The 26954-nt window shown below is 60.9% G+C and carries 23 protein-coding genes; 16 read left to right on the top strand and 7 right to left on the bottom strand.

What is annotated here, in order from left to right:
- Positions 1-3: 3 nt before the first annotated feature.
- From gatB to gatC, 3 genes are all read right to left on the bottom strand, one after another.
- Positions 4-1458: an Asp-tRNA(Asn)/Glu-tRNA(Gln) amidotransferase subunit GatB gene (gene gatB / locus Thiofri_RS01780; protein WP_009150125.1), complete on the bottom strand. Its 1455-nt coding sequence runs from the start codon at positions 1456-1458 to the stop codon at positions 4-6.
- A 65-nt stretch (positions 1459-1523) separates the two neighbouring features.
- Entirely contained in the window at positions 1524-2990 is a 1467-nt protein-coding gene (gatA, locus tag Thiofri_RS01775; protein WP_009150126.1) for an Asp-tRNA(Asn)/Glu-tRNA(Gln) amidotransferase subunit GatA, read from the bottom strand.
- 160 nt (positions 2991-3150) lie between these two features.
- The gene (gatC, locus tag Thiofri_RS01770) at positions 3151-3432 is read right to left on the bottom strand and encodes an Asp-tRNA(Asn)/Glu-tRNA(Gln) amidotransferase subunit GatC (protein WP_009150127.1); all 282 of its coding nucleotides are present in this window, start codon (positions 3430-3432) and stop codon (positions 3151-3153) included.
- Between the two features lie 505 nt (positions 3433-3937).
- Between gatC and Thiofri_RS01765 the strand changes: the two genes are divergently transcribed.
- From Thiofri_RS01765 to lipB, 10 genes are all read left to right on the top strand, one after another.
- Positions 3938-4984, top strand: coding sequence for a rod shape-determining protein (locus Thiofri_RS01765; protein ID WP_009150128.1), 1047 nt, complete (start codon positions 3938-3940; stop codon positions 4982-4984).
- A 91-nt stretch (positions 4985-5075) separates the two neighbouring features.
- Entirely contained in the window at positions 5076-5972 is an 897-nt protein-coding gene (gene mreC / locus Thiofri_RS01760) for a rod shape-determining protein MreC (RefSeq protein WP_009150129.1), read from the top strand.
- 3 nt (positions 5973-5975) lie between these two features.
- Positions 5976-6458, top strand: coding sequence for a rod shape-determining protein MreD (mreD, locus tag Thiofri_RS01755; RefSeq protein WP_009150130.1), 483 nt, complete (start codon positions 5976-5978; stop codon positions 6456-6458).
- A 9-nt stretch (positions 6459-6467) separates the two neighbouring features.
- Positions 6468-8369, top strand: coding sequence for a penicillin-binding protein 2 (mrdA, locus tag Thiofri_RS01750; RefSeq protein WP_009150131.1), 1902 nt, complete (start codon positions 6468-6470; stop codon positions 8367-8369).
- A 12-nt stretch (positions 8370-8381) separates the two neighbouring features.
- Positions 8382-9488, top strand: a complete 1107-nt coding sequence (gene rodA, locus Thiofri_RS01745) for a rod shape-determining protein RodA (RefSeq protein ID WP_009150132.1) — start codon at positions 8382-8384, stop codon at positions 9486-9488.
- A gap of 55 nt (positions 9489-9543) precedes the next feature.
- Complete coding sequence (locus Thiofri_RS01740; protein ID WP_009150133.1) at positions 9544-10395, top strand: septal ring lytic transglycosylase RlpA family protein; 852 nt, start codon at positions 9544-9546, stop codon at positions 10393-10395.
- Positions 10396-10506: 111 nt separating this feature from the next.
- Positions 10507-11682, top strand: a complete 1176-nt coding sequence (locus Thiofri_RS01735) for a D-alanyl-D-alanine carboxypeptidase family protein (RefSeq protein WP_009150134.1) — start codon at positions 10507-10509, stop codon at positions 11680-11682.
- A gap of 14 nt (positions 11683-11696) precedes the next feature.
- Positions 11697-12590, top strand: coding sequence for a D-amino acid aminotransferase (locus Thiofri_RS01730; RefSeq protein ID WP_009150135.1), 894 nt, complete (start codon positions 11697-11699; stop codon positions 12588-12590).
- A complete protein-coding gene (locus tag Thiofri_RS01725) occupies positions 12583-12900 on the top strand; it encodes a YbeD family protein (protein ID WP_009150136.1) in 318 nt (105 codons plus the stop codon). The genes Thiofri_RS01730 and Thiofri_RS01725 overlap by 8 nt, the downstream gene beginning before the upstream one ends.
- Entirely contained in the window at positions 12890-13513 is a 624-nt protein-coding gene (lipB, locus tag Thiofri_RS01720) for a lipoyl(octanoyl) transferase LipB (protein WP_009150137.1), read from the top strand. The genes Thiofri_RS01725 and lipB overlap by 11 nt, the downstream gene beginning before the upstream one ends.
- Here lipB and Thiofri_RS01715 read toward each other — a convergent pair.
- Positions 13501-14133, bottom strand: a complete 633-nt coding sequence (locus Thiofri_RS01715; RefSeq protein ID WP_009150138.1) for a chorismate--pyruvate lyase family protein — start codon at positions 14131-14133, stop codon at positions 13501-13503. The two genes, lipB and Thiofri_RS01715, sit on opposite strands and share 13 nt — an antisense overlap.
- 207 nt (positions 14134-14340) lie before the next feature.
- On the opposite strand from Thiofri_RS01715, the gene Thiofri_RS01710 reads away from it, so the two are divergent.
- The gene (locus Thiofri_RS01710; protein WP_009150139.1) at positions 14341-14538 is read left to right on the top strand and encodes an alanine-zipper protein; all 198 of its coding nucleotides are present in this window, start codon (positions 14341-14343) and stop codon (positions 14536-14538) included.
- Here Thiofri_RS01710 and Thiofri_RS01705 read toward each other — a convergent pair.
- Positions 14517-15488: a L,D-transpeptidase family protein gene (locus Thiofri_RS01705; RefSeq protein WP_009150140.1), complete on the bottom strand. Its 972-nt coding sequence runs from the start codon at positions 15486-15488 to the stop codon at positions 14517-14519. The two genes, Thiofri_RS01710 and Thiofri_RS01705, sit on opposite strands and share 22 nt — an antisense overlap.
- 63 nt (positions 15489-15551) lie before the next feature.
- Here Thiofri_RS01705 and Thiofri_RS01700 point away from each other — a divergent pair, with 63 nt between their 5' ends.
- The 4 genes from Thiofri_RS01700 (at position 15552) to Thiofri_RS01685 (ending at position 20964) form a co-directional block, all read left to right on the top strand.
- Entirely contained in the window at positions 15552-17651 is a 2100-nt protein-coding gene (locus Thiofri_RS01700) for an elongation factor G (protein ID WP_009150141.1), read from the top strand.
- 212 nt (positions 17652-17863) lie between these two features.
- Positions 17864-18154: a co-chaperone GroES gene (gene groES / locus Thiofri_RS01695; RefSeq protein WP_009150142.1), complete on the top strand. Its 291-nt coding sequence runs from the start codon at positions 17864-17866 to the stop codon at positions 18152-18154.
- An 83-nt stretch (positions 18155-18237) separates the two neighbouring features.
- Positions 18238-19893: a chaperonin GroEL gene (gene groL, locus Thiofri_RS01690; RefSeq protein ID WP_009150143.1), complete on the top strand. Its 1656-nt coding sequence runs from the start codon at positions 18238-18240 to the stop codon at positions 19891-19893.
- A gap of 162 nt (positions 19894-20055) precedes the next feature.
- Entirely contained in the window at positions 20056-20964 is a 909-nt protein-coding gene (locus tag Thiofri_RS01685) for a CPBP family intramembrane glutamic endopeptidase (RefSeq protein ID WP_009150144.1), read from the top strand.
- A 120-nt stretch (positions 20965-21084) separates the two neighbouring features.
- On the opposite strand, the gene gmd is transcribed toward Thiofri_RS01685, so the two are convergent.
- On the bottom strand, positions 21085-22170 hold the full coding sequence (gene gmd, locus Thiofri_RS01680; protein WP_009150145.1) for a GDP-mannose 4,6-dehydratase: 1086 nt from the start codon (positions 22168-22170) through the stop codon (positions 21085-21087).
- 153 nt (positions 22171-22323) lie between these two features.
- Positions 22324-24222: a propionyl-CoA synthetase gene (locus Thiofri_RS01675; protein ID WP_009150146.1), complete on the bottom strand. Its 1899-nt coding sequence runs from the start codon at positions 24220-24222 to the stop codon at positions 22324-22326.
- 411 nt (positions 24223-24633) lie between these two features.
- Here Thiofri_RS01675 and glgB point away from each other — a divergent pair, with 411 nt between their 5' ends.
- Positions 24634-26934, top strand: a complete 2301-nt coding sequence (gene glgB / locus Thiofri_RS01670) for a 1,4-alpha-glucan branching protein GlgB (protein WP_143741975.1) — start codon at positions 24634-24636, stop codon at positions 26932-26934.
- The last annotated feature ends 20 nt before the right edge of the window (positions 26935-26954 follow it).

Genomic DNA, 26954 nt, shown 5'->3' with positions numbered 1-26954 from the left:
ACCTTAGCCGGCGAGTTTGTTTTTGAGTAGCTGATTCACCACCCCCGGGTTGGCCTTGCCCTGGCTTTGCTTCATCACCTGGCCGACAAAGAAGCCAAACACCTTGTCCTTGCCGGCGCGGTATTGTTCCACCTGCTGCGGATTGGCGGCGATCACGGCATCAACAATGCCCTCGATTGCGCCAGTGTCTGTGATTTGCTTCAGCCCGCGCGCGGCGATGATCTGATCGGTATCGCCCTCGCCTGCCCAGAGACCATCGAACACCTGCTTGGCGATCTTGCCGGAGATGCTGTTGTCCTGAATACGCTTGAGCAGGCCAACCAGCCCGGCTGGACTGACCGGGCTTGAACCAATATCGAGATCGGTTTTGTTCAGCGCTGCGGCCAGCGCGCCAGTGATCCAGTTCGCGGCCAAGCGAGGGTCGCCGCAGCCGGCGGCGGTCTGCTCGAAAAAATCCGCCATGGCCAGAGAGCCCGTCAATAGGCTGGCGTCGGCGGCGCCTAGACCATACTGTTCGGCAAAGCGGGTGCGCATGGCGTCCGGCAGCTCGGGCAGGTCGGCCGTGGTGGCGGCGATGAACTCATCATCAATGGCTAGCGGCAGCAGGTCGGGGTCAGGAAAATAGCGGTAGTCGTTGGCTTCTTCCTTGGAGCGCATGGAGCGGGTTTCGTCCTGATCGGCATCGTAGAGGCGGGTTTCCTGCACGATGCTGCCGCCATCTTCCAGGATGTCCCGCTGGCGTTCGATCTCGAACTCCAGCGCCTTCTGTAAAAAGCGGAAGGAGTTGATGTTCTTGATCTCCGCGCGGGTGCCAAGGCGGTCGGAACCAGCCGGGCGCAGGGAGATGTTGGCATCGACGCGGAAGGAGCCCTCCTGCATGTTGCCATCGCTAATGCCAATCCAGCGCACCAGCTGGTGAATTTTGCGCGCGTAGGTGACGGCCTCTTGGGGCGAGCGCAGGTCGGGTTCGGAAACGATTTCCAGCAGTGGAGTGCCGGCGCGGTTGAGGTCGATGCCGCTGAAGCGTGCGTTGCTCCCAGCGTCCCCCAAAGCGTCTTCATGCACCGATTTTCCAGCGTCTTCTTCGAGATGGGCGCGGGTGACGCCGATGGTCTTCAGGCTGCCGTTTTCGAGCAGTATGTCCACCTGACCGCGTCCGACCACGGGAAGCTCGTACTGGCTGATCTGATACCCCTTGGGCAGGTCGGGATAGAAATAATTCTTGCGCGCGAATACCGAGCGCGGGGCGATCTCGGCGCCGATGGCGGTGCCGAAGCGCACGGCATGGCGCACCGCCTCGGCGTTGAGCACCGGCAGCACGCCGGGCAGGCCGAGATCAATGGCGCAGGCCTGACGATTGGGCTCGGCGCCGAAGGCGGTGGCGGCGCCGGAGAAGATTTTTGATGCCGTCTTGAGTTGGGTATGAATCTCAAGGCCGATCACGGTTTCCCATGGCATGTTCGCTGTCTTCCTCAATGTCGGAAAAGGTCAATGCGCGATGCAGTCGCTCTTACCGGTGGGTTCTAATGCGCTTGCTCTGGTCGCGCCAGATGCCAGTCGCTCACCTGCTGCAACTGGTGGGCGACATTCAACAGGCGGGCTTCGGCGAAATAGTCGCCAATCAGCTGCAAGCCGACCGGCAGGCCGCCCACAGGCGCGATAGGCACCGACATGCCCGGCAGACCGGCCAGATTGGCCGAAATGGTGTAGATGTCGTTTAAATACATGGCCACCGGATCGGCGGTCTTGGCGCCAAGGGCAAAGGCCGTGGTGGGTGCGGTCGGGCCGAGGATGACATCCACCTCGGCGAAGGCACGCTGAAAGTCTTGCTTGATCAGGCGACGAATCTGCTGGGCCTTGCGATAATAGGCATCGTAGTAGCCGGCGGAGAGGACATAGGTGCCGATCATGATCCGCCGCTTGACCTCGGGGCCAAAACCTTCGCCGCGACTGCGTTTATAGAGGTCGTCGAGATCGGCAGGATCGGCCGCGCGGTGGCCGTAGCGTACACCATCGAAGCGCGCCAAGTTGGACGAGCATTCCGCCGGCGCGACCACATAATAGGCCGGCACCGAGAGCGCGCTATTGGGCAGGCTGATCTCCTTGAGTTGCGCGCCCTGCTGGCGCAACAGCTTGATGGCGTCCTCGACTGCTGCGGCGATGCGCGTGTCGAGTTCCGGGTTCATGAACTCCTTGGGCAGGCCGATGCGCAGTCCTTGCAGGGGGGCATTGAGATCGGCCTGGTAGTCAGGCACCGGCTCATCGGCGCTGGTTGAGTCATAGGGGTCGAACCCGGCCATGGCCCGCAGGATAAGCGCGGCATCGGCGGCGTTGCGCGCCAGCACGCCAGCCTGATCCAGACTGGAGGCGAAAGCGATCATACCCCAGCGCGAGCAACGCCCGTAGGTGGGCTTGATGCCGGTCAGGCCGCAGAAGGCCGCTGGCTGGCGAATGGAGCCGCCGGTGTCGGTACCAGTGGCCGCCATGCACAGGCCAGCTGCCACTGCAGCCGCCGAGCCGCCGGAGGAGCCGCCGGGCACGCGGGTCGGGTCCCAAGGGTTTTTCACCGGACCGTACCAACTGGTTTCGTTAGACGAGCCCATGGCGAACTCGTCCATGTTGGTTTTGCCAAGGCTGATCGCGCCGGCGTCTTGCAGTCGGTTGACAACAGTTGCGTTGTAAGGGGCGATGAAATCGTTCAACATGCGCGATGCGCAACTGGTGCGCACGCCCTTGGTGCAGAAGATGTCCTTATGCGCAATCGGGACACCGGTGAGTGGGCCGCCTGCGTCACGCGCCAATTGCTGATCGGCAGCATCGGCGGCGGCCAGGGCGGTTTCGGGCGTGACCGTGATAAAGCTGTTCAGCAAGGGCTCATGGCGCTCGATGCGCGCGAGAAACTCCGCAGTCAGTTCGCGGCTGGAGAACTCGCGGCGGCGCAGGCGCGCGGCCAATTCGGCAATGGGCTCGCCGAGCGTCTGGTCGATCATGGTGCTGCAGTCCTAATGCTGGCGGTCAAAAAACTGGGCTGAGGGGCTGGGTCAATCGGAGCCGGAACGGATGTTCCGCTGGACAATGGTCTGGGCGGAGGGGCTGGGCAGAGAGTTTGGCGAGGCAGGTCCCCGCCCTGCCCCGGAGTCGCAGACATGTCTACTCGATGACCCGGGGTACCAGATAAAAGCCATCTTTAGTCATGGGCGCGATACTCTGGAAGAGTTCGCGCCTGTCCGGCTCGGTGGCATCATCCGGGCGCAGACGCTGAGTGAGTTCGAGTGGGTGTGCGAGTGGCTCGATCGCGCTGGTGTCGCAGGCGTTCATGTCCGCGACCATGGCGAAGATGTCGGTCAACTCGCTGGCATATTGATCGAGTTCGCTGGCATCGGCGGCGAGTTTGGCAAGATTGGCGATTTGCGCGACGTCGGATGATTGCATGGTTCCTGGACCCGGATCAGGTGCGATCCTGAAAAGCAGGATGCGCGGCGGAGTCGAAACAGCGCGCGGCAAGGCGCGTTTGGGATTAAGCTTGGCAAAAGTCCTGCCTGCGGCAGCGAGTGGCAAGCTACCACAAGAAGGCTCGCCTTGGAATTGGCCCGAAAAAGCGCCTGGCGATTTTGCTCGGGATTTTGCGCATTTGCTGCTGTGCGCAGTCGGATTGCCCGGCATGTTGGCGCGGAAATCGCTGAACTTGCCAAGCTGTTACCACTGGGTGTCTTGCCGAGGAGGCCCGAGATTGCTAGATTAGGCACCTAATCTGGCGTGCGGCAGTCCGCGCGGAACCGTCAAACAACCGCTTCATATTCCGGGGTGGCCGGGACTATGAGCGTTACCGTCAAACAACCGCTTCATATTCCGGGGTGGCCGGGACTATGAGCGTTACCGTCAAACAACCGCTTCATATTCGGGGTCGCCGGGACTATGAGCGTTAGGAAGAAAATCGATGCTTTTTAGACGCATTCGGGGCATGTTCTCCAATGATCTGTCGATCGACCTGGGCACCGCGAATACGCTCATTTATGTGCGTGGCAAAGGTGTGGTGCTCAATGAACCTTCGGTGGTTGCTATTCGACAGGACCATGACGGGGGACGAAAAACCGTGGCCGCCGTCGGCGAAGAAGCCAAGGCCATGCTCGGGCGCACGCCGCAAAATATCACCGCTATCCGCCCGATGAAAGATGGGGTGATTGCCGACTTCACCGTCACCGAGAAGATGCTCCAGTACTTTATCCACAAGGTACATGAGAGCCGGATCATTCGTCCGAGTCCGCGAGTTTTGGTGTGTGTTCCCTGCGGTTCGACCCAGGTTGAGCGGCGCGCTATCAAAGAGTCTGCTGCGGGTGCCGGGGCACGCGAAGTTTTTCTGGTTGAAGAACCCATGGCGGCGGCTATTGGTGCCGGCCTGCCAGTCGGGGAAGCACGCGGTTCCATGGTGCTCGACATTGGTGGCGGCACCTCGGAGGTCGGCATCATCTCACTCAATGGTATTGTTTATTCTCAGTCGGCGCGTATCGGTGGCGACACCTTCGATGAATCCATCATTAACTACGTGCGACGTAATTACGGGACGTTTATTGGTGAGGCGACCGCCGAGCGGATCAAGCACACCATTGGCTCGGCCTTCCCCGGCAGCGAAGTGCGCGAGGTCGAAGTCAAAGGCCGCAATCTGGCCGAGGGCATGCCCCGCAGTTTTACGCTGAACAGCAACGAGATTCTCGAGGCCCTGCAGGAGCCGCTTTCGGGTATTGTCAGCGCAGTTAAAATTGCGTTGGAGCAAACTCCACCCGAACTTGGCTCCGATGTTGCCGAGCGGGGCATCGTGGTCACCGGCGGTGGCGCGCTGCTGCGCGATTTCGACCGGCTGCTCGCCGAGGAAACCGGCCTGCCCGTGATTATCGCCGATGATCCACTGACCTGTGTGGCACGCGGGGGTGGCATGGCGCTCGATATGATCGACCAAAGGGGTGTTGACTTTTTCGTGGGCGAGTAGGTCGGTGGCGCATTGATCGGAATTCACACCCGCGCTAACCCTCTGATTTCGGTCGATTGATCCAGATCGGGCAATCTTCTGCAAACTTGGCATGAAGCCTCTGTTCAACCATGGACCCTCTGCTGCCGTGCGCATGGTGATTGCGCTGGCGCTGGCGTTCGCCCTCATTATTGCCGATCTGCATTATCGCCAGCTCGATGTCCTGCGCTCCAGCTTGGCCGTCACCGTCTATCCGCTGCATTTTCTTGCTGCCTTGCCAGCGCGCATCGCGCGCGATGTGGAAAACCAGGTGGTAAGCAACATGGAGTTGCGAGCCGAGAACGACCGCCTGCATCGGGAGAACCTGTCCCTGCGCGCGCGGTTGCAGCGGTTCGCGTCCCTTGAATCGGAGAACGAACGGCTGCGTAATCTGCTCGGCTCGGCGTTCAAGGTGGGCGAACGGGTGCTGATTGCCGAACTGCTGGAGGTGGACCTGGACCCTTACCGCCAGCAGGTATTGGTCGACAAAGGCGCGCTGTCCGGGGTCTTTGTTGGCCAGCCGGTACTGGATGCCAATGCGGTCATGGGGCAGGTGGTGCGCACCAACCCTCTGACTTCCACGGTGCTGCTGATTACCGATGCCCGCCACTCGCTGCCGGTTAAAATCAACCGCAACGGGCTGAGGTCGATTGCTATCGGGTCTGGACTGGTGGATCAGCTCAACCTGCTGCACGTGCCCAAAAAGGCCGACGTGCGGGTGGGCGATCTGCTGGTAACATCCGGACTTGGTGGCACCTACCCCCCTGGGTATCCTGTCGCGCGGGTGACCGAGGTGCGCATCGAGCCCGGCAAGCGGTTTGCCACCGTGAGCGCGGAACCCACGGCGCGACTTGATCGTAGCCATGAGGTTCTGCTGGTCTGGTCATTGCCGAAACTGATGGAAAGCGGGGCTATGACCAAAACAGATGGCGAGCATGCTGCCGCGATCAACTCGAATCTGGAGCCCTGAGCCATGCTGGCTGGCCGAACCCCGTGGGTGATTGTGCTGACCCTTGGCGCGGCCGGGTTTCTGAGCATTGTGCACATGCCCGACTGGGCCGTTGATTATCGCCCGCAGTGGACGGCGATGACGGTGATATTCTGGATCACCACCTTGCCTGATCGGGTCGGTGTCTTCTGGGCCTTTTTTGCCGGCCTGATGATGGACGTTGTGACCGGGTCTCTCTTGGGCCAGCACGCACTGAGCTTCTCGGTTATGGGGTATCTCACCGTTGAACTCGAGCAGCGCATCGCGCTTTTTCGCGCCTGGCAACAGGCAGTGTCGATCTGGCTGATTCTGACCGTGGAGCGCCTGCTATCGCTCTGGGTGCTGAGTGCCACCAACCAGCCAACACCCTCTCTGTCCTACTGGACCACCACCTTTGTCAGCATGCTGCTGTGGCCCTGGTTTGCCGCCGCGCTGCGAGGTCTTGTTCGGCGTCTGGATCTGGCTTAGCCTGAGCGCATGGTCGATTCATCGTTCAATAAGCCACGCAGTGGTGCGCGCATTTTCACCGGCCGCATCATTCTGGCCGGCGTACTGGTGGTAGTCTGCCTTGCCACCGTCGTGGCGCGGCTGGTGTATTTGCAGGTTTACAACAACGACCATTTCCGCACGCTGTCCGAGGATAATCGCGTTCGAGTGGAACCTTTGCCGCCGATGCGCGGGCTGATCTACGACCGAAATGGGGTGCTGCTTGCCGATAATGTCCCGTCCTACTCGCTGCAGATCATTCCTGGCCGAGTCGATAACCTTGCGGATACCATCGCCGAACTGAGTGAGATCATCCCGATCAGCGATCTGGATCGCCAACGCTTCGAACGTTTGCGCCGTCAGCACCGCCGTTTCGACGGGGTGCCGATCCGACTGGACCTGAACGATGTCGAGCGTGCGCGGTTCGCTGTGCAGGGGCATCGCTTTCCGGGTGTGCAGATACACGCGGAGTTGCTGCGCCATTATCCCTTCTCGTTCGATACTGCGCATGTGCTTGGCTATGTTGGGCGCATCAACGAAGAAGAGATGCAGCGAATCGACACCTCGGCCTACGCTGGCTCCAGCCATATCGGTAAGGTTGGTCTTGAGAAAGCCTATGAGGACAGCCTGCACGGAAGCGTTGGTTACCAGCAGGTTGAGGTGAATGCGCGCGGTCGGGTGCTGCGCACATTGGAGGAACAACTGCCAACATCTGGGGATGACTTGGTGCTGTTTCTCGATATCGACCTGCAGCGCGATGCCATGGCGACCATGGCTGGAAAGCGGGGCGCGGTGGTGGCCATTGATCCCAACACCGGCGGTGTGCTGGCGATGGCCAGCACACCTGGCTTCGACGCTAATCTGTTTGTCGATGGAATCAGCGTCGAGGACTATGCCGCGCTGCGCGACTCTATCGACAAGCCCCTTTACAACCGGGCGGTGCGCGGTCAGTATCCGCCAGCTTCGACCATCAAGCCCTTCATCGGGCTTGGCGGGTTGGCAGCGGGTTCCATCAGTTTTAGCGATGGCAAATACTGCGGTGGCTCTTTTCAGCTCCCGGGGCACGGTCATCGCTATCGCTGCTGGCGTCGCGGCGGTCATGGCACCCTGACGGTGAAGGATGCCGTGGTGCAGTCCTGCGATGTGTATTTCTACCGTCTCGCGCACGACATGGGCATCGAACGGCTCGATCGCTTCCTTGCCGATTTCGGCTTCGGCTCCAAGACCGGCATCGACTTTGCCGACGAACTCGGCGGCTTGCTGCCGACGCCCGAATGGAAGGAGCGCGTGCGTGGTCGGCCCTGGTATCCCGGCGAGACGCTGATCGTTGGTATCGGCCAAGGGGCCTTTCTGGTTACACCGCTGCAACTCGCCGCCGCGACCGCAGCCATGGCCAATCATGGCACTTACTTCCAGCCGCGCATGGTGCGGGCGGTGCGTGAACCGGGCTCTGGCATTCTGCAGCCAACCGCGCCGGTCAGCCATCGCATCGCGGTCGATAGCGAGGCCAAGTGGGAGGGGATGGTCGATGCCATGGCACAGGTCGTGGAAGGGGCGCGTGGCACGGCCCGGCGCATCCGCAGCCCGAACTTCCGTATCGCCGGTAAGACCGGGACCGCACAGGTCTTCACCATCGGGCAGAACGAGCGCTACAACGAGGCGCAAGTCGCTGAGCGCATGCGCGATCATGCGCTTTTTATTGCATTCGCGCCGGTTGAGGCGCCGCAGATCGCGGTGGCTGTGATCGTGGAGAACGGTCGCCACGGCAGCTCGACCGCTGCGCCCATTGCGCGTCAGATCATCGACAGCTACCTGTTGAAAAAGCGGGTCAGGCCGGCCGAGCCGGCGACTGGCACGCCTGACCAGTCGGTAGATCAGATCGACGAGGATTAAGCAACGGTGGCAATGTTTTCAGACATTCTGGCTGGAGGCGATGATCGCGGCCTGTTTGCGCGTTTGCACATCGACCTACCGTTGCTGCTCGGACTGCTGGTTCTCTGTGGCTGTGGGCTGGCGATTTTGTTTAGCGCCACCGAGCAGTCCAGCGGTCAGGTCGAGCGCCAGCTGCTCCGGCTTGGCCTGGCCTTGGGGGTGATGATGGGGATGGCGCAGATTCATCCCGATTATCTGCGCCGATTGTCGCTGCCGCTCTTTGTTTTTGGCGTGGCCATGCTGGTTGCGGTGGCTGTGACCGGGGAGATTGGCAAGGGTGCGCAGCGCTGGCTTGATCTCGGCCTGTTTCGCTTTCAGCCATCTGAGTTGCTCAAGCTGGCGGTCCCCATGATGCTGGCCTGGTTTCTCTCGGGCGCGGCCTTGCCGCCCAGTCTGGGGCGCATCCTGGTGGCTGTGATCATCACCGCCGTGCCGGTGCTGCTGATTGCCCGGCAGCCGGATTTGGGCACCGCTTTAATGGTAACCAGCGCCGCAGTCATGGTGCTTTTCATGGCTGGGCTGAGTTGGCGTCTGATCGGGCTGCTTGGCGCGTTGGCAGCTGGTGCGGCGCCGATATTGTGGTTTTTAATGCACGATTACCAACGCCAGCGCGTGCTGACGTTTCTCGACCCGCAATCTGACCCGCTCGGCTCCGGTTATCACATCATTCAGTCGCAAATTGCAATTGGCTCGGGCGGAATCCATGGCAAAGGCTGGTTCCACGGCACCCAGTCGCATCTGGAGTTTCTGCCGGAGCGCTCGACGGATTTTATTTTCGCGGTGCTTGGCGAGGAGTTTGGGCTGATCGGCATTCTCGCGTTGCTACTGGTCTATCTGTTTATTATTTTTCGCGGGCTTTATATCGCAGCACGCGCGCCGAACAGCTACTCGCGGCTGCTCGGCGGGGCCATCAGCATGGTGTTTTTTACCTATCTGTTTGTCAACACAGGCATGGTGGTCGGGCTGTTGCCGGTGGTGGGAGTGCCTCTGCCGCTGGTCAGTTATGGGGGAACCTCCCTGGTGACCATCATGGCGGGTTTTGGCATCCTGATGTCGATTCACACATCAAAATATTCCTAGTCCAGATAAGATGTTTGTGGCTATAATGAAAGCAGTTTGTTAGGAAGGAGCTACGATGAACGCGCGTCTTTTCCCTTGCTGGCTGACATCTGGCGCCCTGGTTTTTCTGCTTGTTTTCCTGCTCGCCGGCTGTGGTGGCGGCACCGCAACTCGCTCGGATGAGGATCAGACCTTTGGTCCACCAGACGCGGTTCCTAAGGTCGAGCCCAAATCCAAACACGGAAACATGTCGTCCTATGTTGTGATGGGGCGTCGCTATGAAACCAAAGATAGCAGCAAGGGCTATGTTGAGCGCGGACAGGCCTCCTGGTACGGCAATAAGTTCCACGGTCGGCGCACCTCCAGTGGGGAGGTGTACGATATGCATCAAATGACGGCGGCTCACAAGACGCTGCCGCTGCCGAGTTATGTGCAGGTGACCAACCTGGAAAACGGTCGCGTGGCCGTGGTGCGTGTCAATGATCGCGGTCCCTTCCATGGCGGGCGCATCATTGACCTGTCCTACGCGGCGGCGAGAAAGCTCGGTGTCGTGGCTGCCGGCACGGCCAAAGTGGAGGTGCGCTCAATTGATCCGCGCGATCACGGCGGCCTAGTGAAAGCCCCGCCACCGGCCCGGCTCGAGCATCAGCAGCGGGCTGCTGGTCCGTTTGAAGATCCAGTTCTCGCAGCCGACGATCAGCTCTATCTGCAGGTCGGTGCTTTCGACCAGCTTGCCAATGCCGAGGAGTTGCGCCAGCGGTTGCTGGCCCATGTTCCAGAGCCGGTCAACATCCGACCCGGTGCTGAAGCCGAGGTGGCGCCCTACAAAGTGCGCGTCGGTCCGCTCGGCTCCCGCGCCGAGGCAGAGGCAGTTTCGCAGCGCCTAGCCAGCCTGGGGCTCGCGCAAGGGATGGTGATCGGTCGCTGACAGGCGGATGCCAACAGCGCAACCGGGAGTCAACCTGACATCCGCCGATGGGTTACAATTTTCCTATTCGGCGGTCCTGCGCCGCGCTTTCTTCGCTGGTAACTATCTAACATGTTTTCTTTGGCAAGATTCCCCCATCTGGCCGCGTTGCTAGACCGCCTCCTGATCGTCGGGCTGCTGGGCGCAGTGCTGGTGGCTCCAGTGGCCGCCGATGCCCCGGTCGTGCCCGAGCCACCGCAGCTAGAAGCCGGCGGCTATGTGCTGATGGACTTCGCAAGTGGCAAAGTTCTGGTCGAACTCAATGCCGATGAGCGGCTCGCGCCGGCCAGTCTGACCAAAATCATGACGGCTTATGTGGTCTTTGGTGAATTGGCTGCCGGGCATCTGGCGCTCACCGACGATGTGCTCATCAGCGAAAAGGCTTGGCGTACCGGCGGGTCCAAGATGTTCGTCGAGGTTGGCAAGCGCGTCGGTGTCGAAGACTTGCTTCAGGGCATGATCGTGCAGTCCGGTAATGATGCCAGCGTTGCTCTTGCCGAACACATTGCCGGTAGCGAGTCAGCCTTCGCGGACATGATGAATGCGGCAGCGGCACGCCTCGGGATGACCGGCTCGCATTTCACCAACGCGCCGGGGCTACCAGACCCCCTGCACTACAGCACGCCACGGGATATCGCGATTCTGGCCCGGGCAATGATTCGCGACTTCCCCGACTACTACGGCTGGTACTCGCAGGAGGAGTTTACCTACAACGATATCCGCCAGTACAACCGCAATACGCTGCTGCGTCAGGACCCGAGCGTCGATGGCGTCAAGACTGGTCACACTGAGGAGGCGGGCTACTGTCTGGTCGCCTCGGCAAAGCGCGACGCGCAGCGCATGATCTCGGTGGTCATGAAAACCGGGAGCACCAAAGCGCGCGCTCGCGACAGCCTGGCGCTGCTGAATTACGGTTTCCGCTTCTATGAAACTATCGAACTCTTCCCAGCCAACAAGCCAGTGGAGAATCTGCGGGTATGGAAGGGAGAGACGAAGACGTTGCCGGTTGGGCCGGCAACTGATCTGTCGATCAGCATCCCGCGCGGTAGCTACGAGAATGTCGTCACCCGGCTCGAGGCAGCGGCAGACATCACTGCGCCCATCGGGCAGGGTGAGCGTGTTGGGGATATTGTCGTCAGCCTAAACGACGAGGAACTTCAGCGGGTGCCGCTGGTGGCATTGGAGACAATCCCGCTCGGTGGGCTGCTGCGGCGTGCCACCGATATTGTTTTGCTGTGGTTCCAGTGACGAGCATTACGGGAATGAAGACCGACCAGCAGAGCGCGGTTCACCTCGGCACGGTTTACCTCAATGGTCATTTCATGCCCCTGGCCGAGGCGCGGGTGCCGGTGCTTGATCGGGGTTTTCTGTTTGGCGATGGCGTGTATGAGGTCATTCCTGCCTATGATCGCAAACCCCTGCGGCTGCATGCCCACCTTGATCGGCTTGAGCGCAGTCTGGCCGGTATTCGCCTTGCCAATCCACTGTCGCGCGCTGATTGGGAAGGCATTTTCGCGCACCTGCTGCGCTCCCATGAAGCGGCCAATCAGGCCCTTTATTTGCAGGTGACGCGCGGAGCCCCGGATGGACGCGATCATCGCTTTCCGGAAAACACCAGCCCAACAGTCTTTGTCATGACAAAAGCCCTGGCGCCGCGCAACCCGCGCATTGCCGAGCAGGGAGTTTCTGCGGTGCTGTGTGAGGATACCCGCTGGCAGCGCTGCGACATTAAGTCCATCTCCCTTGTCGCCGCTGTGCTGCTGCGCCAGGAAGCGGCCGATCAAGGCGCAGAGGAAGCCCTGCTGGTGCGCGATGGCCGCGTGGTGGAAGGCTCGACCAGCAATCTTTTTGTCATACGCGATCGCTACGTGACTACGCCGCCCACTGGTCCCGAGTTGCTCTCCGGGATTACCCGCGATCTGATTATTGAGTTGGCCGGGCGCGAGCGCCTGCCGCTCACCGAACAGCCAGTATCGGTAGAGGATTGTCGCAGCGCCGATGAGCTGTGGATTTGCAGCTCCACGCGCGAGCTTGTGCCGGTCACCCGGCTTGATGGTGAACCTGTGGGTGATGGTCGGGTCGGTCCGCTGTGGCAACAGCTCGATGCCGCCTATCAGGCCTGCAAGGCCGAGCTTGGGCAAAGCGGCCATGACTGAGGCACATGGCACTGTCAGCGTCGATCCGCACGCCAGCGACGCGCCTGAATCAGGCGAGACCCTGCTGGAATTCCCCTCCCAGTTCCCCATCAAGGCGATGGGGCTGGCTGAGCAGGATATTGCCACCCTAGTGCTCGAGATTCTCGCGCGCCACACTGACGGGGTTGCTCCAGAGCAGGTGCGTCACCGCCCGAGCACCAATGGCAAGTGGCTGTCGGTAACGGTCGTGTTCGAGGCCCAAAGCAAAGCGCAGCTTGATGCTATTTATCGCGAGTTGACGGCGCACGAAGCAATTGTCTATGCCTTGTGATGGCGGCTGTGTGGTGCGCCAGCTTGGGCGCCGCGCCTATTCCGACACGCTTGCGCAAATGGTTGCCTTCACCGATGGGCGCGATGCCAACACTCCGGATGAACTCTGGGTGGTCGAGCATGACTCGGTCTTTACCCTGGGCCAGGCTGGCCGGCGCGAACACCTGCTGAATCCGGGTGACATTCCCGTCATCCAAAGTGATCGAGGTGGCCAGGTCACCTATCACGGACCCGGCCAGGTTGTGGTCTATGTCCTGCTCGACTTGCGCCGCCTCGGGCTTGGCGTGCGACAACTGGTCAACCTGCTCGAGCAGGCAGTGGTTGTCGTGCTCGATGCTCAGGGGATTGCGGCGGCCACCCGGGCCGGAGCCCCCGGTGTCTATGTGGGAGCGGCGAAAATCGCGGCGCTCGGTCTGCGCGTGCGCCGCAGTTGTAGTTACCATGGCCTCGCGCTCAATGTGGCGATGGACCTGGCACCCTTCTCGCGCATCCATCCCTGCGGCTATCCTGGGCTAAAAGTTACCCAAATGGCCGATCTTGGTTGTCTTCTCCCGCCTGCCGCTGTCGCTGCGGTTCTGGTCGATGAGCTGGGTATCTCGCTTCAATCCGCCTGAGCTTGGTTTGGCGTGCGAAACAGTGCCAGCGGAAAGGTTTCGGTAATCAGGATCACCGGCTCGCTGCCGATGATAATCCGATAGGTCCGGAACAGGCTGTCGCCTTGCGGGCTTTGCCCCGCATCCGCAGTTCCCGGATTGACGCCGACCTCCATCACCTCGCGGTAGCTTTCGAGTCCGCTGTCGCGGATCAGGGCGCCAATGCCGATTTCGCGGTCGATCAGACGTTGGCGGAAATGATCGGGAACCCGTTCGGAGCGAACCACCGAGTCGGCACGCGCATACTCAAGGCCGGAATCGCCGCCGCGCAGACGAACCCGTCGCGCCAGGGCGCGGTCGCCCGGACGGATCTCAACCCAGGGAATGGCCGCTTCAGCTGTTGTGAATTCCTGATACAGGGTATCGACCATTACCGGTTCCCAAAAAAACGCCTCGAGAATCTTGGTGACCGTGCCATCGGTGACCAGCAGTGCGCGCAGAAAAGCCGGCAGGGACTGAATGGCGCGGCGGCTGCCATCAAGGCAGGCAATGGTGCCATCGCGCACAAACCCTTGGCAGCGAAAGGGATTGGCCTCGGCGGAGGTGTCCGCTGCGCGGGCGTTGGGGTAGAACTGCTTCATTCGGAAACTGATGTCCTGATTGTTTGACCGGCTGCGCGGATGCTGGCTTCATCGGGCAAGGGTAAGATGAAACGCGGGCGCCAGAGTCTTGTTGTCGGCACAAAAATGGGCGGGAAGGCAGAATCTGATGCTTGGGGCTCGAATTTTTCTCAGACTGTGGTATAACAAGCGCGCCATAAGGCAACAGTTATTTACGGAGAAGATGCTATGACTAAGCGTACGAAACTCGCCTCTCTGTCCATCGCCGCCGTGCTGAGCGCCGGTATGCTGGGCGGTTGTGCTACCGATCAGGAAGCACGTGACATGGCTGCCGCAGCCATGGATTCAGCCAATGCAGCCCAGGCGTGCTGCAATGCGAACGAAGAGCGCATTAACCGCATGTATCAGAAGATCATGTCCAAGTAATGCCAGCTGGCTGATTCTTGCCGGCCGCCCACCACGGTGGGTAGGCCGGTATTTTTCTGAACAACCTGTCTGACCTGATCCCAGTTGATCGCCACCCCCGGCGCCTGCTTGATGGATGCCGGAATCACATCTTCCACGCTCACGCTGGCACGCTGTTCGTCAGTCGCGTTTGCTTCCAGATAAAGCTCATCGCCCAGCCAGCCCGCCTTGTAGGGCTGATCCACAATTGTCACCGGTGTTCCAACCGGAACCCTGCCAAACAGACTCTCGATATCCTCAGGAAACATGCGGGTGCAGCCGTGGCTCACAGGCATGCCAACGCCCCAGGGCTTGTTGGTGCCATGGATCAGGTAACTGCGATTGCTCAGGCGCATCGCATAGGCCCCCAGCGGATTGTCCGGTCCGGCAGGCACCACGGCGGGCAGAATATCGCCCTTGGCCGCATGTTCGGCGCGGATGGATGCCGGTGGCGTCCAGGTTGGGCCCTTAATCTTCTCGACAATGCTGTAGCGACCAACTGGCGTCTCCCAGCCCTCACGCCCGGTGCCAACCGAATAGGTCTCGACCTCCTGTGCTGAGCGGAAGTAATAGAGTCGCTTCTCGGCGGTGTTTAGCACCAGGCCGTTTCGTGGCGCGTCTGGCAACACCTGGCGCGCTGGAATCAGCACATCGGCACCATCTGCGGGCACCCACATATCGACATTCGGATTGGCCTGCTCCATCTCATCGAAGCCTAGGCCGTTATGACGGCCGATATCGAGCAGCGTCTGGCGCGAGTCGGCCTTGACATAGAAAGGCGTGCCAATGACATCATCATTGGGGCTCGTGAGTCTGTATGGCTCTGATGCCAGCCCGACTCCCGAGGCCAGAGCCAATAGCCACAGACCGCCCGTCAGCCAGAATGCGGCGTTTTTGCGGCGCCTACTGATTCGGGGCTTGATTTGTGCCATCAATGGCCAGGATGATGCGCGACATCCTTCCAGATTACTTGCTTGAAAGCTCAGGCTGCTGTTGTGACTTGTCATACCCACAAACTCCAGTGCGTGCGAAATATCGGCGTTGCCGCCCATGTCGATGCCGGCAAAACCACCCTGACCGAGCGCATTTTGTTCTATACCGGCGCTTTGCACAAAATTGGTGAAGTGCATGAAGGCGCCGCCCACATGGACTGGATGGCCGAGGAACAGGAACACGGCATCACCATCACCGCTGCGGTGACACGTGCGCCCTGGCGCGAGCACCTGCTGCAAATCATCGATACTCCGGGCCATGTCGATTTCACTATTGAGGTGGAGCGCGCCATGCGCGTTCTCGACGGCGTAATCCTGGTGCTCGATGGCGTGCGTGGGGTCGAGCCCCAGACCGAAACCGTATGGCGCCAACGTTGCCATTTTCAGCTCCCGACGCTGTTTTTTATTAACAAGATGGACCGACCGGGGGCCGATTTCACCCAGGCCATGGCTGATATTGCCACACGGCTCGGCGTTGCGCCGGTAGCGGTTACCTTACCACTGCCTGAGCGCAACGCGGTGATTGATCTGATCCATGGGGAGTTGATTGAGTTCCATGGCGAGCAGGGGGAGGCGCCCCGACGTGCGCTCTGTCCCGATGCGCTCTGGAAATCGGTGGCCGGGCTGCGCGAGTCCTTACTGCTCGCGCTGGCCGAAGTCGACGATGCCCTGGCCGAGCCGGTGCTGGCCGGCGAGTCTGTGGCGCCTGATGCGCTTCTCGCTGCCCTGCGCCAGGGAACCTTGAGCGGTCGGCTATTTCCCTGCTTTGGCGGCAGTGCGCTGCGCAATCTTGGGGTGCAGCCGCTGCTCGACGCGGTGGTCGAGTTGCTGCCGGCGCCGACAGATCGCCCGCCGATGCCCGCGCAGCGCCTCCCGGCAAGAGCAGACACTCCCGAGTCAGGCGGCCAACCAGCAACCGAGTCCATTGTTATAGGCGGCGACGGGCCGCTTGTTGCTCTGGTGTTCAAGGTGCAGCTCTGGGATGGGCGCCGGCATTGCTTCACGCGCATTTATCGCAATCGCATCCGTCCTGGCGACGCTGTGGCCTTCATCGGCGCCGATGGCCAGATTGTCAAAGAGCATGTCGCGCGCATTTTCGACATCGACGCCGGCAAAAAAACTAAGCTTGAGGAGGCTGGCCCCGGGCAGATCGTCCTGCTGGCCGGCCTGCGTCATGCCGCAACCGGCGATACTCTGTGCCATCCCGAGCATGTTGTCAGCCTCGAGCGCATCGACACCCGCACCCCGGTGCTCAGTCTGGCCATCGAGCCGGGCAGCAGTGCCGATGAAGACAAGCTGCTCGAAGCCCTGGACAAGGTGGTGCAGGAAGACCCGACGCTGCGAGTGGAAGAAGACCCGGACACCGGTCAGCGTCTGCTGCGCGGCATGGGCGAGTTGCACTTGCAGATTGTGCTGGAGCGCCTGGCGCGCGAGTTCCAGCTGCAAGTGCGCAGCGGGCGACCGGCGGTAGCGGTGCGCGAGAGTATCGGCGGCGAGGTGACAGTTGCCGAACTCTATCAGCATCCCGCCTCACCCGATGGCAAGCATCCGGAGGCTCGCGCCGCGGTCGAGCTGCACCTGACACCGGGCGCACGTGGCTCGGGTGTGCGGGTGATCGGGGAGCCGCAGGTGCAGCCCCTGGGTGCCGAGTTGAACGATGCCCAGCGCCAGGCTCTGCACGCGGGCTTGCAGCTGATTTTAAGCAGCGGCCCGCTACAGGGGGCGCCCCTAGAGGACGTGATTGTCGAGCTGCGCCAGGTGGAGCTTTTCGGGCAGGCCAGCCCGCCCGAGGCGCTGAGCGCAGCCGCAGCCAAGGCACTGCGCAAGGGGCTGAGCCAGGCCGGCCCGGTGATTTTGCATCCGCTGATGCGCGTCGACCTAGTGGTGCCGGAGGATCATCTGGGCCAGGTGTTAGGCGATCTGCAAGCCCGACATGCGAGCATTCGCTCAACCTCGCTGCATGAAGGCGGTGGCGAAGGCGAGGCGCGCGTGCAGTGCGCCGTGGCGCTTGAATCTCTGCTCGGCTACGCGACCGAACTGCGCAGCCTGACCCAGGGGCGCGGTCAATTCAGCATGCAGTTCGAGCGCTTCGACGCCATCTAACCTATTCCCTTCCCGTGCTCCCAAGGCCCGCTAACGCGGCTCAGGGCACAAGAATGTCTGTCGCAATGGTGCTGACTCTTGACACACCCCTTGACATAGAGCGAGTCGGGACTATTATTAGCACTCGCTACTGATGAGTGCTAACAACCCCCGTCTGCGGACCGGGCTGAGCGGCGCTCGACCACTCACACCACATTGAGGGGACTCAAACAATGAATATCCGTCCTTTGCACGACCGCGTCGTTATCCGTCGCATGGAAGAAGAGCGCACCACCGCTGGTGGCATCGTCATTCCAGACAGCGCTGCTGAAAAGCCAATCCGTGGCGAAGTCATGGCTGTTGGCAACGGCAAGATCATGGACAGCGGCGACTCCCGCCCGCTCGACGTCAAGGTCGGCGACAAGGTGCTGTTCGGCAAGTACTCGGGCACCGAGGTCAAGGTCGATGGCGAAGATCTTCTCGTGATGCGCGAGGAAGACATCATGGGTGTCATCGAGGGCTAAGCCTTCGCGCACCCTGACCCACAAGCAATTTCGTTCGCGTCACCCTGTCGCGAGACCAGTTTAGATCACGGGAGCAAACTCCAATGAGTGCAAAAGAAGTTAAGTTTGGATCTGATGCGCGCGCGCGCATGATGGATGGCGTCAATGTCCTGGCCAACGCCGTCAAAGTTACCCTGGGCCCGAAAGGCCGCAACGTCGTGCTGGAGAAGTCCTTCGGCTCACCCACCGTCACTAAAGATGGTGTCTCTGTGGCCAAGGAAATCGAACTGAAAGACAAGTTCGAGAACATGGGCGCCCAGATGGTCAAGGAAGTCGCTTCCCAGACCTCCGACGTCGCCGGTGACGGCACCACGACCGCTACCGTGCTGGCTCAGGCCATGGTGCGCGAAGGCCTGAAGGCCGTCGCCGCTGGCATGAACCCGATGGACCTGAAGCGCGGCATGGACAAAGCCGTCGAGAGCGCCGTCGAGCAGTTGCGCGCCCTGTCGCGTCCTTGCTCCGATAACAAGGAAATCGCCCAGGTCGGCACCATCTCAGCCAACTCCGATGACAGCATTGGCGAGATTATCGCCGAGGCGATGGAGAAGGTCGGCAAGGAAGGCGTCATCACCGTTGAAGAAGGCAAGTCGCTGCACAATGAGCTGGATGTCGTCGAAGGCATGCAGTTCGACCGTGGCTATCTGTCGCCCTACTTCATCAACAACCAGCAGAGCCAGACCGCTGAACTGGAAGACCCCTACATCCTGCTGCACGACAAGAAGATTTCCAACATCCGCGACCTGCTGCCGGTGCTCGAGGGCGTGGCCAAATCCGGCAAGCCGCTGATGATCGTCGCCGAGGATATCGAAGGCGAGGCTCTGGCCACTCTGGTGGTCAACTCCATCCGTGGCATCATTAAGGTCTGCGCAGTCAAGGCTCCTGGCTTCGGTGACCGTCGCAAGGCCATGTTGCAGGATATCGCCATCCTGACCGGCGCCACCGTGATCTCCGAGGAAGTTGGTCTGTCGCTTGAGAAAGCCACCCTGAATGAACTCGGCCAAGCCAAGAAGATCCAGGTCAGCAAGGAAGAAACCACCATCATCGACGGCTCCGGTTCCGATGTCGACATCAAGGGCCGCTGCGAGCAGATTCGCGCCCAGGTCGAGGAGACTACCTCCGACTACGACCGCGAGAAGCTCCAGGAGCGTCTGGCCAAGCTGGCCGGCGGCGTGGCCGTCATCAAGGTGGGCGCCGCGACCGAAGTCGAGATGAAGGAAAAGAAAGCCCGTGTCGAGGATGCCCTGCACGCCACCCGCGCGGCAGTCGAGGAAGGCATTGTGCCCGGCGGTGGTGTGGCACTGGTGCGCGCGCTCAACGGCGTGCGTGGCCTCAAGGGCAATAACCACGACCAGGATGTCGGTGTTGGTATCGCCCTGCGCGCGATGGAAGAGCCGCTGCGCCAGATTGTGCATAACGCCGGCGCCGAGGCCTCAGTTGTGCTGCAGAAAGTTGCCGAAGGCGAAGGCAATTACGGCTACAACGCCGCTAGCGGCGAGTATGGCGATTTGGTCAGCATGGGTATTCTCGACCCGACCAAAGTGTCCCGCACCGCGCTGCAGAACGCCTGCTCCATCGCCGGTCTGATGATTACCACCGAGGCCATGGTGGCCGAGGAGCCCAAGGACGATGCACCTGCCGGTGGCGGCATGGGCGGCGGCATGGGTGGTATGGGCGACATGGGCGGCATGGGCATGATGTAAGCCTGGCCCCTGTAGCCTTAGCCCGGCAACCGGCGTGTCACGCCGGTTGCCGTTTCTTTGGCAGTGACCCGATAACGCCCTCAGCAACGCATCTTTGCTGAGGGCGTTTTTTTTTGGCCACAACCGATTTTCGGCAACTGAGAAGACTGGGGAGAAGCAAGCATGCGTCCAACCGGGATATTTTTTGGCTACATGCTCGGCTGCCTGTTGCTCGCGGCGCTGCTCAGCATCCCGCTGCTCGATAGCGACCTGCTGGCCGATGAAGACCCTCAGCGGGTACTGGGGCGCCTAGCGCAAGTCTTGATGCTCCTAGGCCTGTGGCCCTTCCTGCGTGCGCTCGGACTGGCGCGTCGTGCGGCTCTGGGGTACAACAGCTTGCCGTTCCAGGACTTCCGCCGCGACGCATTCCGCGGTTGGTTGTTCGGCAGCCTAATGATGGCCGCCATCGTCATCCTGCTGGTTGTGAGCGGTGCTCGGGCACTCGAGGTATGGTCCTTTGGCTGGCTGCTGGAGTTGCTCAAAACTGCCCTGCGCGCCTTGATCGTCGGGTTATTGATCGCTGTGCTGGAGGAGACTTTTTTTCGCGGCGCGCTCTTTACCGCAATTCGCCGCCGCGATGGTCTGGTGCAAGCCGCTGGTTGGTCCGCCGCGCTCTACGCGGTGGTGCATTTCATGAAGCCGCACGGTTTGCCGGCGGACATGGCGCCAGACGCGCTTGGCATTGCCTGGATGGTCGCTAGCGTATTCGCAGGGTTGTTGGAATGGCGCAATCTGGATTCTCTCGTCGCGCTTTGGCTCGCCGGAGTGTTGCTAGCACTGTTGCGCGAGCGTACTGGCAGCATTGCTTTCGGCATCGGCGTGCATGCGGCTTGGGTGTTCGTCATCCAGACCAGCCGCCGCCTGACTGATGGGGTCGACCAGGCCGGCTGGGCCTGGCTTGCGGGTGACTATGACGGCATCATCGGCTGGCTGGCCGTCGCCGTTCTGGCCATGACCATCACGGCCGAAAGGCTCAGCGTGCGGATGCACCGGGGCAGTGCCCGCAACGAGCAGAGTTCAATCGGCCCCTGACGGATCTTCCAGACCTTTGCCCTAACGCAATGCTGGGATCAATCCGTCATGGCGGGGCCGTCTGAAGCAGCCTTGAGGCAAGTCAGACCCTGAAGGGTGGATCGGATACTGGTACGCCAATCACTCATTGTGCTGGTGAACCTTATAGCCTTCGCGATTGCATAGTGCATCGCGCTCAGCTTCTTTCAGATCCTCGCGCATCATTTCCGCCACTAATTGCTCGAAGCGTATTTCTGGCTGCCAGCCGAGCTTTTCCTTGGCTTTGCTTGGATCGCCCAGCAGAGTTTCAACCTCAGTCGGGCGGAAATAGCGTGGATCGACTTCGATCAGGCAGGCGCCGCTGCTCTGGTCATAGCCTTTTTCGTCGACGGCCTGGCCTTCCCAGCGCAGATGGATGCCGATTTCGCGTGCGGCGATCTCGACAAAGTCGCGCACTGAGTATTGCTTGCCGGTGGCGATGACGAAATCCTCGGGCTGCTCCTGCTGCAACATCATCCATTGCATGCGCACATAATCCTTGGCGTGACCCCAGTCGCGTTTGGCGTCCATGTTGCCTAAGTAAATCTGCTCCTGCAGGCCAAGTTTGATTCGCGCCAGTCCCCGGGTGATTTTGCGGGTGACGAAGGTTTCGCCACGGATGGGGCTTTCGTGGTTGAACAGGATGCCATTGCAGGCGTAGATGCCATAGGCCTCGCGATAGTTCACCGTGATCCAATAGGCGTAGAGCTTGGCCACCGCATAGGGCGAGCGCGGGTAGAAGGGCGTGGTTTCGCGCTGTGGGACTTCCTGCACCTGACCGTAAAGCTCGGAGGTGGAGGCCTGGTAAAAGCGGGTTTTCTTCTCCAGCCCGAGGATGCGGATGGCCTCTAGCAGCCGCAGCGCGCCGAGACCGTCGGAATCCGCCGTGTATTCAGGCTCCTCGAACGAAACAGCCACATGGCTCTGCGCGGCCAGGTTGTAGATTTCATCCGGCTGCACCTGCTGCATGATGCGAATCAGGCTTGAGCTGTCCGTCATGTCTCCGTGGTGCAGCACAAAGCGGCGGCCGGACTGATGGGGGTCCTGATAGAGATGGTCGATACGGTCGGTATTGAACAGCGAGCTGCGTCGCTTGATGCCGTGCACGATATAGCCTTTATCGAGCAGGAATTCTGCCAAGTAGGCTCCATCCTGGCCGGTGATGCCGGTAATGAGTGCGGTTGTCATTGGAGGGGCAGGTACTCTATTGAACGAAAAATGCCAATCATCATCCACGCAGGGCGATGGCAGGATGCCTGGGGAAGCATCACGGGCGTCCGGATTGCACGCTTTGATGGAGCTGCAGAAGTACCGTGCTTTCCCCCTTTTCTGCGGGCTCCTTCACCCTGGAGCCGCACCTCCATAGCCGCTGTCGCGCAGCGCCAGCTCGACCTCGCCCAAGATGGCTGGATCATCAATGGTGGCGGGCGCTCGGTAGGGGGTGCCTTCGGCGATGCTCTTCATGGTGCCGCGCAGGATCTTGCCTGAGCGGGTCTTGGGCAGGCGCTCGACGATGATTACTGTCTTGAAGGCCGCCACTGGACCAATTTGCTCGCGTACCAGATTGATCAGCTCTTTTTGCAGGGCCTCGGGCGCCGTGTCGATACCCGACTTGAGGACCACCAGACCGACTGGCAGCTCGCCTTTGAGCGTGTCGGCGACGCCAATCACGGCGCATTCGGCCACCGCCGGATGATTGGCCAGCACGCCCTCCATGGCGCCGGTCGAGAGCCGGTGGCCGGCGACATTGATGATGTCGTCGATGCGACTCATCACGAACAGATAGCCATCTTCGTCGAAGTAACCGGCATCGCCACTTAAGTAATAACCCGGCTGGGCAGACAGATAGGACTGCACGAAGCGTTCGTCGTTACCCCACAGGGTCGGCAAGCAGCCGGGTGGCAGCGGCAGGCGGATCATGATGCGCCCGATGGTGTCGGGCGCGACCGACTCGCCGTTATCATCGAGTACTTGCACGTCAAAGCCTGGCACAGGTCGGGTCGGGGAGCCGGGTTTGACCGGGAGCTGTTCGATACCGAGGCAGTTTGCGGCAATGGCCCAACCGGTTTCGGTCTGCCACCAGTGGTCGATGACGGGCACCTTCAACTTATCCTGTGCCCACTCCAGGGTGTTCGGGTCGCAGCGCTCGCCGGCGAGGAAGAGCGTGCGCAATTTGTCCAGCCGGTAGTGCTTGAGTTGTTCGGCATTGGGATCATCGCGCTTGATGGCGCGGAAAGCTGTGGGCGCGGTGAAGAGCACCGAGACGCCGTATTCTTCAATCACCCGCCAGAAAGCACCGGCATCCGGGGTGCCGACTGGTTTGCCCTCGTAGAGCACAGTGGTGCAGCCATGCAGCAGGGGCGCGTAGACGATGTAAGAATGCCCGACCACCCAGCCAACGTCGGACGCGGCCCAGTAGACCTCGCCCGGTTCGACGCCATAGACATGGCGCATGCTCCAGCACATGGCCACCGCATGGCCGCCGTTATCGCGCACCACGCCTTTGGGAATGCCCGTGGTGCCAGAGGTATAGAGAATGTAAAGCGGGTCGGTTGCGGCGACCGGCACGCAGTCGGCCGGGCTAGCAGCGGCGATTGTCTCGGCCCAGTCCAGATCCCGCCCCGGCAGCAATTCGGCCGGTGCTTGCGCGCGTTGTAAAATCACGCAATGCTCTGGCTTGTGGCTGCTCGCCTCGATAGCCGCATCGAGTAGCGGCTTGTAGGCAACGATGCGGCTGGGCTCAATACCACAGGAGCCGGCGAGTATGACTTTGGGCTTGGCGTCCTCGATGCGGGTGGCCAACTCGTGCGAGGAAAAACCGCCGAAGACTACCGAATGCACGGCGCCGATACGTGCGCAGGCGAGCATGCCGATGACCGTCTCCGGCACCATGGGCATATAAATGATGACCCGGTCGCCCTTGACGACCCCAAGATCGCGCAGCATGCCGGCGCAGCGCGCGACCTGGTCTTGCAGTTGCGCATAGCTGATGCGTGCTTTGGTGCCGGTGACCGGGCTGTCGTAGAGGATGGCGGCCTGCTCGCCACGGCCGGCTGCGACATGGCGGTCGACGGCGTTGTAACAAGTATTGAGCATGCCGCCGGCAAACCAGCGGTAAAAGGGCGGGTTGCTGTCATCGAGCACCCGTTCCCAGGGCTGGTCCCAGTCGATGGCCGCCGCCGCCTCGCCCCAGAAGTGCTCCGCGTCCTTTGCTGCGGCGTACGTCTGCTGATAATTCAATGTCTACTCCTCCCCGTTGTTGTTCCGGCCGATGGCCGTGCTTGTTATAGCTGTCGCAAATGCGTTTTCTGTTTTAGGCCCTGAAGCCCTCATGGATGGGTTCAGGGTCTCCCCCTGACCGCTGTCCGATCCGAAACCCGGAACCGAAACATAGCCAAAGCCCATGTCCGTTCCGGATAGATGCAGGAGAAGGTAGCCCAAGCGCGCGCGGATTACAAAACCCTGACGTTGCCGGGCCCGCCTGGGCGCGGATTAAGTTTCGGCTTTGGTGTCGGAATCCCGCATAATGGGCCACAACTTTACCAGCCGGCGCGTTCTGGTCCGGGTGGTCATCGCTCGCGATTTTTTCACAGTCGCATGTCGGAAGTCGCGATTTTCGTCGCGCAAGCTTTGCCGCAGGATCTTTTAAGCATGCACCATCTCGAACTGACCGATTCTCTCCGCCCGCTTCTCGACGCCCGGCATGCTGATCCTTTCAGCGTGCTTGGCCGTCACCCATCGCCCGAGGGAGTGGTGGTGCGTGCTTTCCTCCCTGGCGCTGAGGAAGCGCGCATTGTCGATTGCAAGCAACCCATGACCCGGATTGAGGGCACGGATTTGTTCGTCTGGGCGGGGCCGGCGAGCTTTGTGCCTGAGCGCTACCAGCTTGCATGGCGGATGGCGCCTAAAGCACCCGCAGATGAGGACAGCGCGACGGAACACCTTGGAAGCGCAACCGAGGCCAGCGAGCATCAGGCTTACGATCCTTACTGCTTCCCCTGTCAGCTCGCGGATTTCGACCTGCATCTGTTCGGTGAGGGCAAGCACTGGCATGCCTACCGCTTGCTCGGCGCGCGCGAGCATCGGGCCGATGATGTCGATGGTGTGCTTTTCTCGGTCTGGGCGCCCAATGCCGAGCGGGTCAGCGTAGTCGGCAATTTCAACGGCTGGGACGGGCGCCGGTATCCGATGCGGGTGCATGGCAATGGCGTTTGGGAGCTGTTCATTCCGGGCTTGGAGGCAGGAGAGCTCTACAAGTACGAGGTCCGCGCGCGTGGCGGCTCCATCGGCTTGAAGACCGATCCCTATGGGCGCTTTTTCGAGGTGCGCCCGCAGACAGCCGCCGTGATCACCCCAGCTGATACCTTCGATTGGCAGGATAAGGACTGGATCGCCCGGCGCGCGAAGCACGACTGGATGCGCACCCCCATGGCCATCTACGAGGTGCACCTTGGCTCCTGGCAGCACGGTGCCAATGGCGAATTGCTCAATTACCGCGAGCTTGCGCGCCGGCTGGTTGATCATGTCAAGGACATGGGTTTTAACTACATTGAACTCTTGCCCATTACCGAGCATCCTTTCGATCTATCTTGGGGCTATCAGGCCACCGGCTACTATGCGCCGACCAGCCGTTTTGGCACCCCGGACGATTTCCGCTGGTTTGTTGATCACTGCCATGCCAATGGCATTGGTGTCATCCTCGACTGGGTGCCGGCACATTTCCCGAAAGATGCCCATGCTCTGGCGCGCTTCGATGGCACGGCGCTCTATGAGCATGAAGACCCGCGCTTGGGCGAGCATCTCGACTGGTCCACCCTGATCTTTAACTTCGGCCGTAATGAGGTGAAGAACTTCCTCATCTCAAGCGCGCTCTTTTGGCTTGAGGAATATCACATTGATGGGCTGCGGGTGGATGCGGTGGCCTCCATGCTCTATCTGGATTATTCCCGCACCGACTGGGTGCCGAACCGCCACGGCGGGCGCGAGAATCTCGAGGCCATAGATTTCCTGCGCGAACTCAATGTCATCACCCATGATCAGGTGCCGGGTGCCCTGGTCATGGCCGAGGAGTCGACCTCCTGGCCGCAGGTGACGCGCCCGACCTATCTGGGTGGCCTGGGCTTTGATCTGAAATGGAACATGGGCTGGATGAACGACACCCTGCGCTATTTTGGCGAGGATCCCGTCCATCGCAAATACCATCAGGACAGCCTGACCTTCAGCATGCTCTATGCTTTTACCGAGAACTTCCTGCTGCCCTTCTCGCATGATGAGGTCACGCACGGCAAGCACTCGCTGCTTTATCGCATGCCAGGGGATGAATGGCAGCGCTTTGGCAATTTGCGCCTGCTCTACACCTACATGTATACCCATCCGGGTAAGAAATTGCTTTTCCAGGGCTGCGAATTCGGTCAGGGCGAGGAATGGGATTGCACCAAGGTGCTCGACTGGTATGTGCGTGAGTATCCTCTGCATCAGGGCATCAGCGATCAGATTCGCGCGCTTAACCGCCTGTATCTGGAGCATGCTCCGCTGCACAGCCAAGACTTCGACTGGCAGGGCTTCGAGTGGATCGACTGCCATGATGCCGAGAATTCGGTGCTCATTTACCAGCGTAAAAGCGGCGGAGAGCCGAAAGACCCGGGTGCCGAGCATCTGGTGGTGGCCTTGAACTTCACTCCGGTGCCGCGCGATGGTTACCGCATCGGCGTGCCGGTGCTGGGTCGCTACCGGGTGCTGTTTAACTCGGATTCTTCGGCTTATGGTGGCTCGGATTACTGGAATGCGCCCGAGTCCATTCAGGCCGAGGCCCTGCCCTGGATGAATCGCCCAGCCTCGCTGGTGGTCTCCCTGCCGCCGTTGGCTGGGATGATTCTGCAACCCGAGTCCCCGTCGGCATCCGCCGCTACGCCTGCCAGCGGCGAAACGCAACGAGCGACTGGCGAGCGCTGAAATGAGTTGATTCGGACAAA

This window comes from Thiorhodovibrio frisius (assembly GCF_033954835.1).
In the GTDB taxonomy this organism is placed as follows: domain Bacteria; phylum Pseudomonadota; class Gammaproteobacteria; order Chromatiales; family Chromatiaceae; genus Thiorhodovibrio; species Thiorhodovibrio frisius.
Note: the sequence above shows the minus strand (reverse complement) of the source record. Positions and strands in the feature narration are given on the sequence as shown.